13 protein-coding genes are annotated in these 17,675 nt (G+C 41.6%); 12 read left to right on the forward strand and 1 reads right to left on the reverse strand.

The window, feature by feature from the left end:
• Positions 1 to 41: 41 nt before the first annotated feature.
• From nagB to acs, 8 genes are all read left to right on the forward strand, one after another.
• A complete protein-coding gene (gene nagB, locus U1E44_RS03030; protein ID WP_322929567.1) occupies positions 42 to 1,985 on the forward strand; it encodes a glucosamine-6-phosphate deaminase in 1,944 nt (647 codons plus the stop codon).
• Between the two features lie 67 nt (positions 1,986 to 2,052).
• Complete coding sequence (locus tag U1E44_RS03035) at positions 2,053 to 3,582, forward strand: glycoside hydrolase family 10-like protein (protein ID WP_322929568.1); 1,530 nt, start codon at positions 2,053 to 2,055, stop codon at positions 3,580 to 3,582.
• Positions 3,566 to 4,840, forward strand: a complete 1,275-nt coding sequence (locus U1E44_RS03040) for an MFS transporter (RefSeq protein ID WP_322929569.1) — start codon at positions 3,566 to 3,568, stop codon at positions 4,838 to 4,840. Before U1E44_RS03035 ends, U1E44_RS03040 begins: the two co-directional genes overlap by 17 nt.
• Positions 4,833 to 6,434, forward strand: a complete 1,602-nt coding sequence (locus U1E44_RS03045) for a glycoside hydrolase family 3 protein (protein ID WP_322929570.1) — start codon at positions 4,833 to 4,835, stop codon at positions 6,432 to 6,434. The genes U1E44_RS03040 and U1E44_RS03045 overlap by 8 nt, the downstream gene beginning before the upstream one ends.
• Positions 6,435 to 6,436: 2 nt before the next feature.
• Positions 6,437 to 7,507 (forward strand): anhydro-N-acetylmuramic acid kinase, encoded by a 1,071-nt coding sequence (locus U1E44_RS03050; protein WP_322929571.1) that lies wholly within the window; start codon positions 6,437 to 6,439, stop codon positions 7,505 to 7,507.
• 89 nt (positions 7,508 to 7,596) lie between these two features.
• Positions 7,597 to 7,857 (forward strand): DUF4212 domain-containing protein, encoded by a 261-nt coding sequence (locus tag U1E44_RS03055; protein ID WP_322929572.1) that lies wholly within the window; start codon positions 7,597 to 7,599, stop codon positions 7,855 to 7,857.
• Between the two features lie 67 nt (positions 7,858 to 7,924).
• The gene (locus U1E44_RS03060) at positions 7,925 to 9,622 is read left to right on the forward strand and encodes a sodium:solute symporter family protein (protein WP_322929573.1); all 1,698 of its coding nucleotides are present in this window, start codon (positions 7,925 to 7,927) and stop codon (positions 9,620 to 9,622) included.
• A gap of 66 nt (positions 9,623 to 9,688) precedes the next feature.
• Entirely contained in the window at positions 9,689 to 11,596 is a 1,908-nt protein-coding gene (gene acs, locus U1E44_RS03065) for an acetate--CoA ligase (RefSeq protein WP_322929574.1), read from the forward strand.
• 144 nt (positions 11,597 to 11,740) lie between these two features.
• Here the strand turns inward: acs and U1E44_RS03070 are convergent, their stop codons facing one another.
• On the reverse strand, positions 11,741 to 12,961 hold the full coding sequence (locus tag U1E44_RS03070) for a multidrug effflux MFS transporter (protein ID WP_322929575.1): 1,221 nt from the start codon (positions 12,959 to 12,961) through the stop codon (positions 11,741 to 11,743).
• Positions 12,962 to 13,106: 145 nt separating this feature from the next.
• Here U1E44_RS03070 and udk point away from each other — a divergent pair, with 145 nt between their 5' ends.
• The 4 genes from udk to scpA are packed head-to-tail and all read left to right on the forward strand — an operon-like array spanning position 13,107 to position 17,598.
• Positions 13,107 to 13,715, forward strand: a complete 609-nt coding sequence (gene udk / locus U1E44_RS03075; RefSeq protein ID WP_322929576.1) for a uridine kinase — start codon at positions 13,107 to 13,109, stop codon at positions 13,713 to 13,715.
• A 5-nt stretch (positions 13,716 to 13,720) separates the two neighbouring features.
• A complete protein-coding gene (locus U1E44_RS03080) occupies positions 13,721 to 14,059 on the forward strand; it encodes an FtsB family cell division protein (RefSeq protein ID WP_322929577.1) in 339 nt (112 codons plus the stop codon).
• Complete coding sequence (locus U1E44_RS03085) at positions 14,046 to 15,416, forward strand: methylmalonyl-CoA mutase subunit beta (RefSeq protein ID WP_322929578.1); 1,371 nt, start codon at positions 14,046 to 14,048, stop codon at positions 15,414 to 15,416. Before U1E44_RS03080 ends, U1E44_RS03085 begins: the two co-directional genes overlap by 14 nt.
• Entirely contained in the window at positions 15,409 to 17,598 is a 2,190-nt protein-coding gene (gene scpA / locus U1E44_RS03090) for a methylmalonyl-CoA mutase (protein ID WP_322929579.1), read from the forward strand. Before U1E44_RS03085 ends, scpA begins: the two co-directional genes overlap by 8 nt.
• Positions 17,599 to 17,675: the final 77 nt, after the last annotated feature.

Consider the following 17,675-nt stretch of genomic DNA (forward strand, 5'->3'; position numbering starts at 1 on the left):
ACCTTTGTAGCGTCAAAAAAAAACATTAAAAAACACCTCATATGGCAAGTACCATTAAAGAAACAGCGAAGAACAGCATCCTTTTAGAGGAGGAATCTAGAAAGTTTGAAAAAATCGAGACAGTCATCCATGAAAGTTCGGAAAAAGCCTCCTACTTTGTTGCGCAGGAAATAGCTAACTTGATAAAGCAGCGACAAAAACAAGGTAAAAAATTGGTTTTAGGTCTTGCTACAGGTTCTACGCCCATAAAAGTTTATGAGTACCTTGTTCAATTCCACAAAAAGGATGGATTGAGTTTCAAAAACGTAATCACCTTCAACCTCGACGAATATTTTCCGATGGAACGGGACTCTATTCACAGTTATGTGCGATTTATGAATGAGCACTTGTTTGATCATATTGACATCGATAAAAAAGACATACACATTCCCGATGGTACCTTAAAAAAAGAAAATGTAAGAGCATTTTGTGAGGCGTACGAAAAAAAGATTTCCAAAGCAGGTGGTATCGACATTCAGGTCTTAGGAATTGGACGTACGGGGCATATCGGCTTTAACGAACCGGGTTCTTCTATACGAAGTAAAACGAGATTAGTGCGCCTAGATAGAGTAACCCGATTGGATGCAGCGAGCGACTTTTTTGGCCATGAAAATGTGCCTTCGCGAGCCATTACCATGGGAGTAGGCACCATTATGGATGCCAAAAGAATTATTCTCATGGCTTGGGGAGAAGGAAAAGCAGGAATTATAAAGCAAGCGGTAGAAGGAGAAATTAGAGAATCGGTGCCGGCTACTTTTCTGCAGCAACACAAAAACTGCCACTTTATCTTAGACGAAGCAGCCGCATCTGCACTGACCCGAATAAATAACCCGTGGTTGGTGGGAGAGTGTAACTGGAACGATAAGCTTATTAAAAAAGCTACCATTTGGTTGTCCGAAAAACTGGGCAAAGCCATACTAAAACTAACCAACGAAGATTATAACGAATATGGTATGGGTAATTTAATTGCCGAAATTGGCTCTGCCGAGGATATCAATCTAAAAGTATTCAATCAGTTACAACGTACCATTACCGGTTGGCCCGGTGGCAAACCCAACGCCGATGACAGCAATAGGCCCGAAAGAAAAAGTCCGTTTCCAAAACGATCTATAATTTTCAGTCCACATCCCGACGACGATGTAATCTCTATGGGTGGCACATTACTTCGGTTGGTAGATCAAGGGCATGAAGTGCATGTTGCTTATCAAACTTCCGGAAACATTGCCGTATTCGATGATGAAGTCATCCGATTTATGGACTTTGCCCGAGATATTCAAAAAGATAATACCGAAATTGAGCAGCAATTTAAAAAGGTACGCGAATTTCTGAGTCATAAAAAACCGGGACAAATAGATAGTCCTGAAATTCAAAAATTTAAAGGGTTAATCCGTAAAGGAGAAGCCTTAGCCGCCTGTCGCTATTGCGGAGTGGATGAAAAAAATGCTCATTTTCAGAACCTGCCGTTCTACGAAACCGGAACAGTAAAGAAAAATCCGTTTACAGAAGCAGATATAGCGATTACTATAGACCTTCTTAACAAGGTAAAACCGCATCAAATTTTTGCAGCAGGAGATCTCTCGGATCCCCATGGTACGCACAGGGTGTGTCTTCAAATTATTTTCAGTGCCTTAGATCGATTAGTTAAAGACAAGGTAAAATGGATAGATGATTGCTATGTGTGGCTGTACCGCGGTGCTTGGCAAGAATGGGATATAGCCGATATGGAAATGACAATCCCCATTGGCCCAAAAGATATGTCTAGAAAGAAAAATGCCATTTTTAAGCATCAATCCCAAAAAGATGCCGCCATGTTTCCGGGCAACGATTCCCGAGAGTTTTGGCAAAGAGCCGAACAGCGAAATCAGGAAACAGCCAGAAAATACAATGCATTAGGTATGGCAGAATACGAAGCCATGGAAGGCTTTGTACGATATATTTTTAACTAACGTACAATGTACACATCCAAAAGACCTATTTTATTTTTTAAATAGGTCTTTTTATATTTCGCTACGAATGTTCAAAAAAACTGGATTACTTCTTTTACTTTTAAGCACTTCTTGCACTGTATTTCAATCAGGAATTCCGCAACCTAGATCGGAGTTTCGGGGTGTATGGATTGCCACGGTAGCCAATATCGACTGGCCCAAAAGCAGTACGGATGGCATTGAAAAACAAAAGGCAGATTTCATCGATATTTTGGATTTTTATGCCGATTTAAATTTTAATGCAGCCATCGTACAAATACGTACCGCCGGGGATGCCTTCTACAAAACCGAATTAGCGCCTTGGTCGCGATTCCTCACAGGGGCCGAAGGCAAATCTCCGGAAACAAATGAAGATCTTTTGCGGTGGATGATAAGGGAAACCCATAACCGTGGTATGGAATTTCATGCATGGCTAAATCCGTACCGAGCCACGATGAATGAAAATACGGCTATTTTGAGTCCGACGCACGATTTTTTTCAACATCCGGATTGGATGTTAAAATACGGCGCTAAATACTACTACAATCCGGGACTTCCTGAGGTACAACACCATTTAACCACTATTATGGAAGAGGTAGTTGCAAAATACGATGTAGATGCCATTCATTTTGACGACTATTTTTATCCTTACAAAATTAAAGACGAAGTCTTAGCCGATACCGCAACCTATACCGCACATGCCCTACCTCATCAATCCATAGCGGATTGGCGTAGAAGCAATGTAGATTCTTTGGTGAAAAATGTACACAAGGTTATTAAAGCGAGAAAACCTTGGGTTCAGTTTGGCATTAGCCCCTTCGGTGTATGGAAAAACAAATCTACAGATCCGAAAGGCTCGGATACTCAAGCCGGACAAACCACATACGAAGACCTCTATGCAGATCCATTGCTTTGGATGGAAAAAGGCTGGATTGATTATCTCGTACCTCAGGCATATTGGAGTATGGATCTCCCCGTAGCCTCTCATCGAAAAATAGTCGATTGGTGGACTAAAAACAGGTACGAAACCAATTTATACATCGGGAACGGAGCCTATAAAATAAGAAATAATAGCGATCTGGCCTGGCATCGAAAAAAAGAACTTCCCGAACAAATTAAATGGGCGCGCCAAAAAAAATCGGTACAAGGCAATGTTTATTTTAGCGCCAAAAGTTTAATGCAAAATAATGCCGATGTAGTCGCATATCTTAAAAGGAAGTATTACAAGACACCTGCCTTACCACCGGCTTCTCCTTATGTGCCAGCAATACCAGCACAGAAACCCAGCCTTTTGTCTTTAACTAAGGCATCAGATTCTGTAACCCTGACATTTTCGGGGATCCAATCCTATCGGCACGCACTAATATTCTTGTCTGGAAAAAAAGGGAAAACCGAATATCCAATGCAAAAATTAAGGGTTAAAAAATCAATAGGAACGCAGAACAGTATTAGCCTTGCAAGCCATGAAATCAAAAACAAAAACTATATCGCCCTTACTTTTATTGACAAATTTGGACTAGAAACCGAACCGCTTGTGTTATCTTTAAAACAACCTATTCACAATGATTCAAAAAGATAAATGGGCTTGGGCTTGGGTGCCTGTACTCTATTTTACCCAAGGATTACCTTACGTGTTGGTAGTTACTGTATCGGTAATCATGTACAAAAAATTAGGGGTAAGTAATGTGGATATTGGCCTGTATACGAGTTGGCTGTATCTGCCCTGGGTTCTAAAACCTTTATGGAGTCCGTTCGTAGATCTTAAAAGTACCAAACGCAATTGGTTTTTAGCCATGCAATTGCTCATTGCTTTCGCTCTTTTAGGCGTTGGGCTTACCCTGCCCACCAATATGTTTTTCATTACCACGCTGGCGTGTTTTTGGATGGCTGCCTTTGCCTCTGCTACCAATGATATCGCCTCAGACGGATATTATATGCTTGGGCTTACCGAAAAAAAACAATCTTTTTTTGTGGGCATGCGAAGTACGTTTTACCGCCTAGCCATGGTAACCGGTGAAGGATTGATCGTTATCGCCGCAGGATTTCTAGAAAATTACTACGGTGATAATACCAAAGCATGGAGCATGACTATGATTGCAGCAGCTATTTTGATGTTGTTACTAACCCTTACTAATTTTTTTGTAACTCCCAAATACGAATCATCTGAGGCTATTGTTACCGAACGTCCCAAAGGTTTTCTCGAGGTTTTTGTTTCATTTTTTAAAAAACCAAATATCGGCATTGCTTTGGCCTTTATATTAACCTATCGCCTAGGAGAATCGCAACTGGTAAAAATGGCTGCTCCCTTCTTACTGGACAAGCCAGAGGTGGGTGGACTCGGATATTCTACAGAATTATTGGGCACCATTTTCGGTACAGCAGGTGTTATCATGCTTTCTATCGGAGGAATTTTAGGGGGGATTTTAATTTCGCGAGACGGGCTTAAGAAATGGATGTTGCCTATGGTGCTTTCTCTTAATATTCCCAACGCTTTATATGCGCTGTTGGCACTTACCAAAACCACTAATATCTTGGCAGTATCTGCAACAGTCGTTTTTGAAAAATTTGGGTATGGATTTGGTTTTGCAGCGTTTCTCATGTACCTTATTTATGTAGCCGACGGGAAATCGAAAACATCGCACTACGCCATAGCCACCGGGTTTATGGCCTTGGGCATGATGCTTCCCGGAATGATTAGTGGGTATATTCAGCAATGGCTGGGCTACGGCGGGTTTTTTATTTGGGTGGTTATCGCTGCCTTACCCTCTCTATTCCTCCTGAAATTTATTAGCTACCCTGCCGATTTTGGCAAAAAAACAAAACCAACCGATGTCTAGTTTAGTGCCGTACTTTAAAGCCCAAGAAACCTTGTCCTATGCAGAAAAAGTGGGACAATTATTTATGCCAGCTGCTTTTATTAATGATTCAGAATCCGAAATCTGCCAATTAGAAAAGCTAATACAGGAATTTCATGTGGGGGGACTCTGTTTTTTTCACAGCAGAGCCAGTGCTGCAACCAATTTTGAGGGCAAAAAGAAAATTGTGTATAATCAGGATAGTTTCTCCACACTTAAATCTTTAATCGCGCGCTACCAAAAAGCCGCCAAATACCCGCTTTTAATAAGCATCGATGCCGAATGGGGTCTGGCCATGCGCATCGAAAACACCCCACAATATCCGTATGCCATTACCTTAGGTGCTTTAGATGGTCATGAAGATCTAATTTTTGAACTAGGCAAAAACATTGCAAAAGACTGCAAAGCAGCAGGTATACACTGGAACTTATCTCCTGTAGTAGACATAAACAGCAATCCCAATAACCCTGTAATTGGGTATCGCTCTTTTGGAGAAGACAAAGATTTGGTGACCACAAAAGCCCTGGCCTATATCCAAGGAATGCAAAGCGAAGGTATTCTATGCGCTATAAAACATTTTCCTGGTCATGGAGACACCGCAACGGACAGCCACTTGGGGCTGCCCCTAATTGAAAAATCAAAGCAAGAACTTTGGGAAAATGAATTGTACCCCTTTCGTAAACTTATAGCAAAGGGTATCGATGCCGTAATGGTAGGGCATTTGTCTGTACCCGCATTGGCTGGTGGCAGTACCCTTTCCTCCAGTATTTCCAAAGCTATAATAACAGGATTACTGCGAGATGAAATGGGGTTTAAAGGTGTAGTTATTTCCGATGCGTTAAATATGCATGCCGTATCCAAGTCCCACTCCATAAAAGGCGAATTGGAATGGCTGGCTTTTGATGCCGGAAACGACATTCTTTGCTTTGCCGAACATATAACCGAGGGTATAGCTACGATTTTAAAGAAGTCCACAAAAGAGGCTATTAACACCAGTTTTGAACGCATTTGGAAACTGAAAGAAAAAGCCTTTCATCATACGGTTCTTCCGAACTCATCGCTTAGTGATGCTACAGCCTTACACCTTAAAATTGCGGCACAAAGCCTCACTGTACTTCCCGAAAACAAACTGGATAGTGCTGCTTTTACAGACGAAAAGTTTGTTGGAATTTCTGTGGGCAACGATGATCCTAATTTCTTCTTTGAAGAAATTACCAAAACCCACAAACTAGCGCATTTCTCAATGCGCAAAACACCTTTAGCAGCGATAAACACCAGAATCCAAACAGCAGATCGGGTACTTTTAGCCCTGTTTCCACCCAAGGTTAAACCCCTCAACAATTTCGATTTTTTAATTGAAGAGTTACACTTTATTCACGACATCATTACCTCCAAGAGCACCGTGCTCTATCTGTTTGGAAATCCGTATGTGTTGCCATTGCTACCTATGGAAAAATTGGATTATATTGCAATTGTATATCAAGATTTTCAGGCGTTTCAAGAAAATGCAGCACAACATTTTTTAGGAAAAAAAATCGCTCCGGGTAAGTTCCCCGTAATGCTAAAACAAATTTAACTATGGTTTGTGTACTGGGTCTAATGTCGGGTACTTCTTTGGATGGTTTAGATATGGCCTATTGCCGTATTTGGAACCAAAATAGCCGATGGAAATTTGAAATCGTACAGTCGCAAAGCGTGACCTACGATGCTGCATGGCAGGCTCGGTTAAAAAATGCCATATTTTTATCTGCTGAAGACTTGTTGTGTCTCCATAATAGTTATGGAAGCTGGTTGGGTACACAAGTCAAGAAATTTGTAGAAAAGAGTGCACTAAAGGTCGATTTTGTGGCCAGTCATGGGCACACCACCCACCACCAACCTCAGAAAGGATTTACCTTTCAAGTCGGTTCCGGACAGCATTTGGCCAATGCATGTGGCCTAAAGGTAGTTTGCGATTTTAGAACCAATGATATTGCCTTAGGCGGACAAGGAGCTCCGCTGGTTCCCATAGGCGATCAGTTATTTTTTAGTGCATATGATTTTTGTCTAAACCTCGGGGGCATCAGCAATATTTCATTTGCGCATCAGCAGGAGCGCATTGCCTACGATATTGGTCTTGCCAATATGATTTTGAACCATATCACCCGAAAAGTAGGCTTAGCGTATGACAATAATGGCGATATCGCCAAACAAGGCAGCCTTAACCCTACCATGTTATACCAATTAAATCAGTTGCCCTATTATCAGTTAAGCTACCCAAAATCAATTGGTTATGAATGGTTTGTTGCCGAAGTTATCCCAATTATTGAAGAAACCCAAGATACACTTGAAAATCTATTACATACAGCAACCCATCATATCTGTGAGCAAATCGCCATCCAAATAAAGCGTCATTCTTCAAAAGAAAAAAGTACACTTCTCGTTACAGGAGGTGGTGCCCTTAATGGATTTCTGATACAAACTTTAAAAGATAAATTAGGTACAACAACCCAAGTTGAGGTGCCTTCCAAAACCTTGATCGAAAATAAAGAAGCATTAATTTTTGCGTTGATGGGTGTGTTGCGTATAGAAAACAAAATGAATGTCATGCGTTCAGTTACCGGTGCCTTGCGAGATTCATCAAGCGGCGTAATTTATGATCCCAGCTAGTCTACCGATGAAAAACAAAAGAAAAACGAATTCAAAATAGCTGCATACAAAACAGTATATTCGTAAGTCGAATAAAAAAGAAAACGCACATGTCAGAAAAACAAAAAAAAGCCACCGCCTATTGGAAAGAAAATGTAAGGTATTTAACCATCCTTTTATCTATCTGGTTCTTGGTATCTTACGGTGCAGGTATTCTTTTTAAGGATCTGCTCAATGAAATTAAAATTGGTGGGTTTCAATTGGGTTTTTGGTTTGCACAACAAGGCTCTATTTATGTTTTTGTCATCCTCATTTTTGTATATGTACGTTTAATGAACAAATTAGACAAGAAGTATCATTTCGAAAATTAATAAAACCTATGTCTTCATCTCCCCTATGTCTGGATCGGAGCATTTTTAGATAAAAAATATTAAAATTATGGATGTTCAAACCTGGACGTATCTGTTAGTAGGAATTACTTTTGCGCTGTATATAGGCATTGCCATTTGGTCCAGAGCGGGCTCAACTAAAGAATTTTATGTAGCGGGTGGCGGTGTTTCACCATTGGCTAATGGTATGGCTACTGCGGCCGATTGGATGTCTGCCGCTTCCTTCATTTCCATGGCAGGCATCATCTCTTTTGCCGGCTATGACGGCTCGGTATATCTCATGGGATGGACCGGCGGGTATGTACTTTTGGCGCTACTTTTGGCACCCTACCTCAGAAAATTTGGCAAGTTTACAGTACCCGATTTTATAGGAGACCGCTATTATTCCAAAACAGCGCGAATCGTTGCGGTTTGTTGTGCATTAATAGTTTCTTTTACTTATGTGGCCGGTCAAATGCGCGGCGTTGGTGTCGTTTTTTCCCGATTTTTAGAGGTTGATATTAATACTGGCGTCATTATAGGCATGGTCATTGTCCTTTTTTATGCCGTTTTGGGGGGCATGAAAGGTATTACCTATACCCAAGTGGCCCAATATTGTGTGCTCATTTTTGCCTTTATGGTTCCGGCTATCTTTATTTCCATTCAAATGACCGGAAACCCGGTGCCCCAATTGGGCATGGGCGCTACCGTAAACGATGGTTCCGGAGTGTATTTATTAGACAAATTGAACGGGCTTTCTACAGAACTTGGTTTTGCAGAATACACCTCGGGTTCAAAATCTCTTTTAGACGTTTTTGCTATTACCCTAGCCCTAATGGTAGGCACGGCTGGGCTCCCGCACGTTATTGTCCGTTTTTTTACGGTAAAACGCGTACGCGATGCCCGAAAATCTGCGGGATGGGCACTACTCCTCATAGCCATACTCTATACCACTGCACCGGCCGTAGCTGTCTTTGCCAGAACAAACATGATTACAACGGTAAGCAATCAGGAATATAGTGCAATGCCGCAATGGTTCAGTAATTGGGAAAAAACAGGCCTCCTTATTTTTGACGATAAAAACAACGACGGCAAAATAGCCTATGTAGCCGATCCTGAACGAAACGAATTAACCGTAGATCGAGATATAATGGTATTGGCCAATCCGGAAATTGCCAATCTGCCCGCCTGGGTTATCGCCTTGGTTGCAGCAGGTGGACTAGCAGCTGCGTTATCTACGGCTGCGGGATTGCTTCTAGTGATTTCTTCTTCCATTTCGCATGATTTAATCAAAAAAGTTTTTAAACCAACCATCTCAGAAAAAGGGGAGTTATGGGCGGCCAGAGCCGCAGCCACGTTTGCGGTAATTATTGCCGGATATTTTGGCATACACCCTCCGGGTTTTGTTGCAGCCGTAGTGGCCTTAGCCTTTGGACTGGCGGCCGCCTCTTTTTTTCCGGCCATTGTATTAGGCATATTCTATAAAAAAATGAACAAAGAGGGTGCCGTAGCAGGAATGATTGTAGGCATATCTTTGATGTTATTTTATATGGCGAAATTTAAACTTGGCTGGCTAGGAGAAATACCAGATGCATCCCAATGGTGGTTTGGCATATCGCCAGAAGGTTTTGGTTCTGTAGCCATGGTAGCCAATTTTTTAGTGGCACTGATTGTGATGCGCTTTACGCAGGAACCGCCACCTGAAGTACAAGAAATTGTAGAAGACATTCGTATTCCAAGCGGTGTTCCGGATGCTATAGACCATTAATAACTACCAGTGTTTCGGCTGTTTTTCTTATTTTTATAACCTTAGCGAATATAAGTTTTAGATATCATGAGTAATTACCACATTAAACATTTGGAAGAATACTATCAGGTGTATCGAAAATCGGTACGCAATCCCGAAGCCTTTTGGGAAGAAATTGCAGAGGAGCATTTTTTATGGCGAAAAAAATGGGACAAGGTACTGCATTGGGATTTTTCCAAACCGGAAGTAAAATGGTTCGACGGAGCTAAACTCAATATCACAGAAAATTGTTTAGACAGGCATCTGGCTACCCGAGAAGATAAAACTGCCATTCTTTTTGAACCGAACGATCCGGCTGAAAAATCGCTTCCAATTACCTACGGCGAATTGCACCAAAGAGTTTGTAAAATGGCTAACGTTTTAAAGGATCATGGGGTACAAAAAGGAGATCGCGTCTGCGTGTATTTACCTATGATTCCGGAGTTGGTGGTCACTATTTTGGCCTGTGCACGAATAGGTGCTATTCACTCTGTGGTTTTTGCTGGATTTTCGGCCAATGCCATTGCCACCAGAATAAACGACTCGGATTGCAAAATGGTGGTAACCGCCGATGGCTCTTACAGAGGCGCTAAAAGCATCGACCTAAAGGGTATCGTAGATAAAGCCCTAGAAAGCTGTCCCGGCGTAAAAACAGTACTTGTAGCAAAGCGCACACACACAGAGGTGGTACTTTTAGAAGGAAGAGACCAATGGCTGCAACCACTGTTAGATAAGGCATCTTCCGAATGCAAGGCAGAGATTATGGATGCCGAAGACCCGCTTTTTATTTTATATACCTCCGGATCTACTGGGAAACCCAAGGGTATGGTACATACCACAGCAGGATATATGGTATATACTGCCTATACCTTTAAAAACGTGTTTCAATACCGAGAAGAAGATGTGTACTGGTGTACGGCAGATATTGGATGGATTACCGGACATAGCTACATTGTTTACGGTCCCTTAGCCAATGGGGCAACTACCGTGCTATTTGAAGGAGTTCCCTCCTACCCCAATCACGGCAGATTTTGGGAGGTGATACAAAAGCACAAAGTAAATCAGTTTTATACGGCACCAACAGCTATAAGAGCCTTAGCGAAAGAAAGTTTAGACTTTGTAGAAAAACACGATCTTTCAAGCCTAAAAGTGTTAGGTTCTGTGGGCGAACCCATTAACGAGGAAGCTTGGCACTGGTATAATAACAATATAGGGAAAAAACACAGCCCTATTGTAGATACGTGGTGGCAAACCGAAACCGGCGGAATTATGATTACGCCCATTCCCTACGTTACACCCACTACCCCAACTTATGCTACACTTCCGTTTATTGGTATACAACCCGCACTTATGGATGAGATGGGCAATGAAATACTAGGAAATCAAGTAGAAGGCCGACTTTCCATAAAATTTCCATGGCCTTCTATGGCACGTACCATTTGGGGTAATCACGATCGGTATCGGGATACGTATTTTACGGCATACAAAAACATGTATTTTACAGGAGATGGTGCCATGCGCGATGCCGTAGGTTATTACCGTATTACAGGCAGGGTAGACGATGTAATTATCGTATCGGGACACAATTTAGGAACAGCACCCATTGAAGACGCCATTAATGAACATCCGGCGGTAGCCGAATCGGCTATTGTAGGATTTCCACATGACATTAAGGGGAATGCCCTATACGGTTTTGTAATCCTAAAGGAAACCGGAGAAAGTAGAGACAGAGACAACCTAAGAAAGGAAATAAATCAACATATTGCGGAGCACATTGGACCGATAGCAAAGTTGGAGAAAATTCAATTCGTTACCGGATTGCCCAAAACCAGAAGCGGAAAAATAATGCGTCGCATTTTGCGGAAAATAGCGGGTAAGGATACCGCCAATATGGGCGATACCAGTACGCTACTAGATCCCGATGTAGTTAAGGAAATACAAGACAGCGCTTTGTAATAAGCCGTAGGTATAAAACCCTTTAGCCATCCATGGAAATCATGTGAACTACACGGAATCCTCGAATCCTCGCATAGGTAAGTACCTTACAACGCTGCTGACAACTTCCTATGCCTATAGCGGAGGTTTGGGTGCATTGCCGTATTACGATCTCACTTTGTTATGCTTTAATGTTCCAGCAAATATAAAAAGGGAAAGTACGCCGCAAACGGCCAAACCCATAAACAGCGGCAATACCGTATCGGTTACAAAACGACCAATAAAAGAGGCAATAGGAATGGACAATATCGTAGAAATAAAACCGGTTAAAGCGGCACCAATACCCGCAATATGACCAATAGGCTCCATCGCTATAGATCGAAAATTACCCCACATAAAGCCCAAACAAAAAAATTGGGCAGACAAAAAAGCAACCAAAACTATGACATTTGGGTTGGCCGTATTCCAGAACAAAAACACATATAAAATGGCAATCGCACTAAAAACAGAAAGTGCAGCGAATGCTAATCTCCGCATACCAAAACGCAACACCAAAGTACCGTTCAAAAAGGTAGATAACCCAATAGATACCGCCAAACCTGCAAAAATGTAAGGGAATGAATCTTTTAATCCATACTGATCTTCAAATACATGCTGAGAGGCACTTAAATACACCAAAAAGGCTCCTGTAATCAATCCGGAAATCATAGTAAACGCCAACGTTTCCTTGTACGGCATTAGTTTTTTAATACCGTCTATAAAAAGGTGCGCAGAGAATGGAATCTTGTACTCCGGGTGTAAGGTTTCCGGCTGTTGCTTCCAAAACCAAATACTCACCAATACAGCAAAAAACATTTGCATATAGAAGATAGATTCCCATCCAAAATAGTCTAAAATAACCTTTCCTATGGCAGGGGCAATTACCGGAACAAGAATAAAAAAGGCCGTAACAAAGGACATCACCTTCGCCATAAAATCCCCTTTATACGTATCCCTAATAATGGAAATCGTAATTGTTCTAGGTGCCGACAAACCGATCCCCTGTAAAATACGACCCACAATCATCCATTCTAATGTGGGTGCCACCACGCACAGCAAACTAGCTATAAGAAACACCACAAAACCAATATAAATGATGGGTTTCCTACCAAAACTGTCCGATAGCGGTCCAAAAAGCAATTGCCCTACTCCTAAACCCAAAAAAATCATGGTTATTAAAAGCTGGTTGTTTGTAGCATTGAAACTTCGGATAGCAATACCAATATCCGAAATCGCAGGTAAAAGGGCATCTATAGACAACGCCACAATTGACATTAATGCAGCCATTAACGCCACGAATTTAAAATTAGGATTGCGCTGATTTGTGTCAGTTTTGGAAACAACCATGTGTTTGCTAATTCGTCTGTGGTTCGTTTAGATGCCAAGGAAAACCCTTTTCCGGCATTTTGAGCTGCAAAAATAGACAATCAAAACCCCTCGGCATAAACAATACCATTTCAAATCCGTATTTTTGGTGAAAATTGATTGTGTTATGTTGATTATTGGCATTGCAGGGGGTACCGGTTGTGGCAAGACCACGGTGGTAAATCAAATTATTAATGAATTGCCTCATGAGGAAGTGGGCGTTATCTCTCAAGATTCCTACTATAACGATCTTTCTCATTTAGATTTAGAACAACGCCGACTCACCAATTTTGACCATCCCAATTCCATTGATTTTGAACTACTGCTTCAACACTTAAAAGCACTAAAGGACGGAAAACCGATATTGCAACCTGTATATTCTTTTTTAGAGTGCAATCGTACAGAAAAAACCATACCCACCGCACCTCGCAAAGTAATGATTGTTGAAGGCATTTTAATATTGACACATCCCGAAATACGCCACATGTTCGATATTAAAATTTATGTACATACCGACTCGGACGAACGCCTCATTCGGAGACTAAAGCGCGATGTAATTGAGCGCGGTTGGGATTTGGACGACACCATAGAAAAGTATCAGTCTATATTAAAACCGATGCACGAGCAATTTATAGAACCCTCAAAGCAATTTGCGGATATCATTATGCCCAACAACAAACACAATACCGTAGCCATAGATATTGTACGCACCATAATCAACGAAAAAATAGTATAGCCCCCATGCAATTAAAAGAACTTAAAGGCAAAAAATGGTTTGGTATTCTCACCAATATGTATGTTCTGGTGCTCACTGTTTTTGTAATTTGGATGGCATTTTTTGATACCAATTCTTTGCTGATACATTGGGAACTAAAAAAAGAAATTAGAAAGTTGGAAAAACAAAAAGAGTTTCTGCTTGATGAGATTGAGGAAGATAAAAAAGTGATTGAAAAACTATCGGACAAGAAAGAACTGGAAAAATTTGCCCGAGAAAATTATTACCTCAAGAAAAAAAACGAAGAAATCTACTTAATTGAATATGCAGATAGTATAAAAACTAAAAAAAATGCCCAAAACTGATCTTTTTGAGGCTTTTGATACCATTTCACCCAAAGTTTGGAAACAAAAAATTCAATTTGAACTTGATGGTGCAGATTATGCGAATACCCTAATTTGGGAAACTCCCGAAGGCATCAAGGTAAAACCTTTTTATACCGCCGAAGATAGTGCCGAAAATACCTTAGCAACTCCTACCAACGCCGAAAAACGGTGGAAAATTGGTCAACTTATTTATGCCGGAAATGCGGTAATCGCCAATAAAAAAGCAGTAGAAGCAGTGCAACAAGGGGCAGAAAGTCTTATTTTTAATCTTCCATCAAACGAAGTACCCATCCCTAAAGTACTGCAAGGGCTTAACAAACCTGAAATTCCGGTGCACTGCTATCCTCAATTTTTACCCGAAATTAGCGATATCAAAAAATTACAACATTTTACAGCGACCTACCTCTGTGTAGATCCTATAGGACACCTTGCCCAAACCGGAAATTGGTTTTTCAACGAAAAAAAAGATTGGGAAATGCTTTCCAACGGAATAAATCATGGTTCCAATCTTGCACTAAGCGTAGACAGCAGCCTCTACCAAAACGCAGGAGCCAACAAGGTGCAACAATTGGCCTATGCCCTAGCACATGCCCACGAATATATCCATTTTTTGGCCAGTACAAAGCAATTAACTTCTTGCAAACGAATCGTTTTTAAGGTGGCGGTAGGCAGCCATTATTTCTTTGAAATTGCTAAGCTAAGAGCCCTCAGACAGTTATGGAACACCCTTGCTAGCGAATATGATATTTCCTGGGAATGCCATATTTTGGCCACCCCTACGCTACGGAACAAAACCATATACAGCTATAATACCAATATGTTGCGCACTACTATGGAGTGTATGGCAGCGATTATGGGTGGTGCCGATACCATTTCTAATGTAGCGTACGACGCAGTGTACCACAAAGAAAATGATTTTGGCCAACGCATCGCCAGAAATCAGCTTTTAGTACTAAAACACGAAAGTTATTTGAGTGCCGTAGCACATCCGGCAGACGGCAGTTATTACGTGGAATCGGTAACGCAACAACTGGCAGAAAAATCGTTAGCCTTATTCAAATCCATTGAACAGGGCGGTGGATTTCTGGCACAACTAAAAGCACATACCATTCAAAAAAAAATAAAGGAAAATGCTGCTAAAGAGCAACAACGTTTTGCGGAAGGCAAGGAAGTTTTGGTAGGAACCAATGCCTATGCCCTGCCGGACGAAAAAATGAAAGTGGAACTGCAACGCTATCCCTTTGTAAAAACCAACCGCATAAAAACCTTCCTGGAGCCCATTATAATACGGCGATTGGCGGAAGTCTTGGAACAAAAAAGGTTGGATCATGAATAGAAAAAATCTGCAACATTTGCAATTGCAAACCACCATAAAAAAATCCAAAAATACGATATATGGTTGGGAAGAAAAGACAGATGAGGAGGCTATTACGCAGACCCCGGAGGGAATTGACCTGAAACCCCGGTACTCTCACAGCGATATTTCTGGATTAAAACATCTAGGTTTTGCTGCAGGTTTTCCACCCTTTCTTAGAGGTCCGTACCCCACCATGTATGTGCAAAAGCCATGGACGATACGGCAGTACGCCGGATTTTCTACCGCAGCAGAAAGCAATGCGTTTTATCGTGAGAATTTAAAAGCCGGTCAAAAAGGGCTTTCTGTTGCCTTTGATTTACCCACCCACAGAGGATACGACAGCGACCACCCACGCGTGGAAGGCGATGTGGGCAAAGCGGGTGTGGCTATTGATACGGTAGAAGATATGAAAATACTGTTTAATGCCATTCCGCTAGATAAAATGTCGGTGTCCATGACGATGAACGGTGCGGTTTTGCCCATTTTAGCGTTTTATATTGTGGCAGCTCAAGAACAAGGTGTACATCCGGAGCAGCTATCGGGTACCATACAGAATGACATTCTAAAAGAATTTATGGTACGCAACACCTATATCTATCCGCCAAAAGCCTCCATGCTTATCGTGTCTGATATTTTTGAATATACCAGCAAGTATATGCCCAAATATAACAGCATCAGCGTATCTGGCTATCATATCCATGAAGCTGGTGCCCCGGCTGAGTTAGAATTGGCCTATACGCTGGCCAATGGTTTGGAATACATTCGTACCGGCCTTAGAGCAGGCTTGCGCATCGACGATTTTGCACCTCGAATTTCCTTTTTTTGGGGTATAGGAATGAATCATTTTATGGAAATTGCCAAATTGCGGGCTGCCCGGGTGCTTTGGGCTACGTTGGTACGGCAATTTAAACCTAAAAATGAAAAATCGCTTATGCTCCGAACCCACTCTCAAACCAGTGGCTGGAGCCTCACCGAACAAGATCCATTTAACAATGTCGCCAGAACTACCATTGAAGCCGCCGCCGCTGTTTTTGGAGGCACACAAAGCCTACACACCAATGCCCTAGATGAAGCCATAGCCTTACCCACCGAATTTTCGGCACGTATTGCCAGAAACACCCAACTCTATCTTAGGGACGAGACAAAAATTACAAAAACCGTAGATCCTTGGGCGGGCAGTTATTATGTAGAGTACCTAACGAACGAACTTGCCACAAAAGCGTGGGCACTAATTCAAGAAATAGAAGAGCTAGGCGGAATGACCATTGCTATAGCATCGGGCATACCTAAAATGAAAATTGAAGAGGCTGCCGCCAAAAAACAAGCACGAATCGATGACGGAAAAGAAAGCATTATTGGCGTAAATAAAATACCTTGGAATGAAGATGATGCGCTACAAATATTAGAGGTAAACAACCAAGAAGTTCGGCAAAAGCAAATCGCATTTCTTACCTCCATAAAACAAAAAAGAGATGCTAAGACCGTAAAAAATACGCTTGAAGAATTAAAAATAGCTGCCAGGGAAAAAAGCAGCAAATCTTATAAAAACAACGATCCTAATGCAGTAAGCAAAAATTTACTAGCTTTAGCCATCGATGCTGCCAAAGCTAGAGCCACTCTTGGTGAAATAAGCAGTGCACTAGAAGAAGTCTTTGAGAGGCATACAGAACCAATTAATGCAATAAGTGGCGTGTTCTCTAAAGAAATTAAAAATAACGAAAGTTTTAAAAAAGCCTGTGCGTTGGCAGACCTTTTTGCTATAGAGGAGGGACGCCGACCCCGCATTATGATTGCTAAAATGGGACAAGACGGACACGACAGAGGTGCCAAAATAGTCGCTACCGCTTATGCCGATATTGGCTTTGATGTAGATATTGGCCCTTTGTTTCAAACTCCGGCAGAAACGGCTAAGCAGGCTGTAGAAAATGATGTACACATACTGGGCATCTCTACTTTGGCAGGTAGTCATAAGACGCTGGTACCAAAAGTTATTGATGCACTTAAAAGCTACGGCAGAGAAGACATTATGGTTATTGTTGGAGGTGTTGTTCCCAAACAGGACTACGAATTTCTCTTTAAGGCCGGAGTGGTTGCTATTTATGGCCCGGGGACACCCATAAGCGATGCCGCCATTCAAATTTTGGAGATTTTAATGGATTAAGGAATCAGTCACTTAAGGTGCTGCAACAATGACGGATTAATTTAACGCACTTTAACAAGGTATACGCTAGTTATTCA

Origin of the sequence: Aurantibrevibacter litoralis (assembly GCF_034651555.1) — a bacterium.
GTDB lineage: Bacteria > Bacteroidota > Bacteroidia > Flavobacteriales > Flavobacteriaceae > Aurantibrevibacter > Aurantibrevibacter litoralis.

What these genes read in the sequence shown, in the direction of transcription:
- nagB (WP_322929567.1), top strand. Translation starts at nt 42, where the DNA reads ATGGCAAGTACCATTAAAGAAACAGCGAAGAACAGCATCCTTTTAGAG.
- U1E44_RS03035 (WP_322929568.1), top strand. Translation starts at nt 2,053, where the DNA reads ATGTTCAAAAAAACTGGATTACTTCTTTTACTTTTAAGCACTTCTTGC.
- U1E44_RS03040 (WP_322929569.1), top strand. Translation starts at nt 3,566, where the DNA reads ATGATTCAAAAAGATAAATGGGCTTGGGCTTGGGTGCCTGTACTCTAT.
- U1E44_RS03045 (WP_322929570.1), top strand. Translation starts at nt 4,833, where the DNA reads ATGTCTAGTTTAGTGCCGTACTTTAAAGCCCAAGAAACCTTGTCCTAT.
- U1E44_RS03050 (WP_322929571.1), top strand. Translation starts at nt 6,437, where the DNA reads ATGGTTTGTGTACTGGGTCTAATGTCGGGTACTTCTTTGGATGGTTTA.
- U1E44_RS03055 (WP_322929572.1), top strand. Translation starts at nt 7,597, where the DNA reads ATGTCAGAAAAACAAAAAAAAGCCACCGCCTATTGGAAAGAAAATGTA.
- U1E44_RS03060 (WP_322929573.1), top strand. Translation starts at nt 7,925, where the DNA reads ATGGATGTTCAAACCTGGACGTATCTGTTAGTAGGAATTACTTTTGCG.
- acs (WP_322929574.1), top strand. Translation starts at nt 9,689, where the DNA reads ATGAGTAATTACCACATTAAACATTTGGAAGAATACTATCAGGTGTAT.
- U1E44_RS03070 (WP_322929575.1), bottom strand. Translation starts at nt 12,961, where the DNA reads ATGGTTGTTTCCAAAACTGACACAAATCAGCGCAATCCTAATTTTAAA.
- udk (WP_322929576.1), top strand. Translation starts at nt 13,107, where the DNA reads ATGTTGATTATTGGCATTGCAGGGGGTACCGGTTGTGGCAAGACCACG.
- U1E44_RS03080 (WP_322929577.1), top strand. Translation starts at nt 13,721, where the DNA reads ATGCAATTAAAAGAACTTAAAGGCAAAAAATGGTTTGGTATTCTCACC.
- U1E44_RS03085 (WP_322929578.1), top strand. Translation starts at nt 14,046, where the DNA reads ATGCCCAAAACTGATCTTTTTGAGGCTTTTGATACCATTTCACCCAAA.
- scpA (WP_322929579.1), top strand. Translation starts at nt 15,409, where the DNA reads ATGAATAGAAAAAATCTGCAACATTTGCAATTGCAAACCACCATAAAA.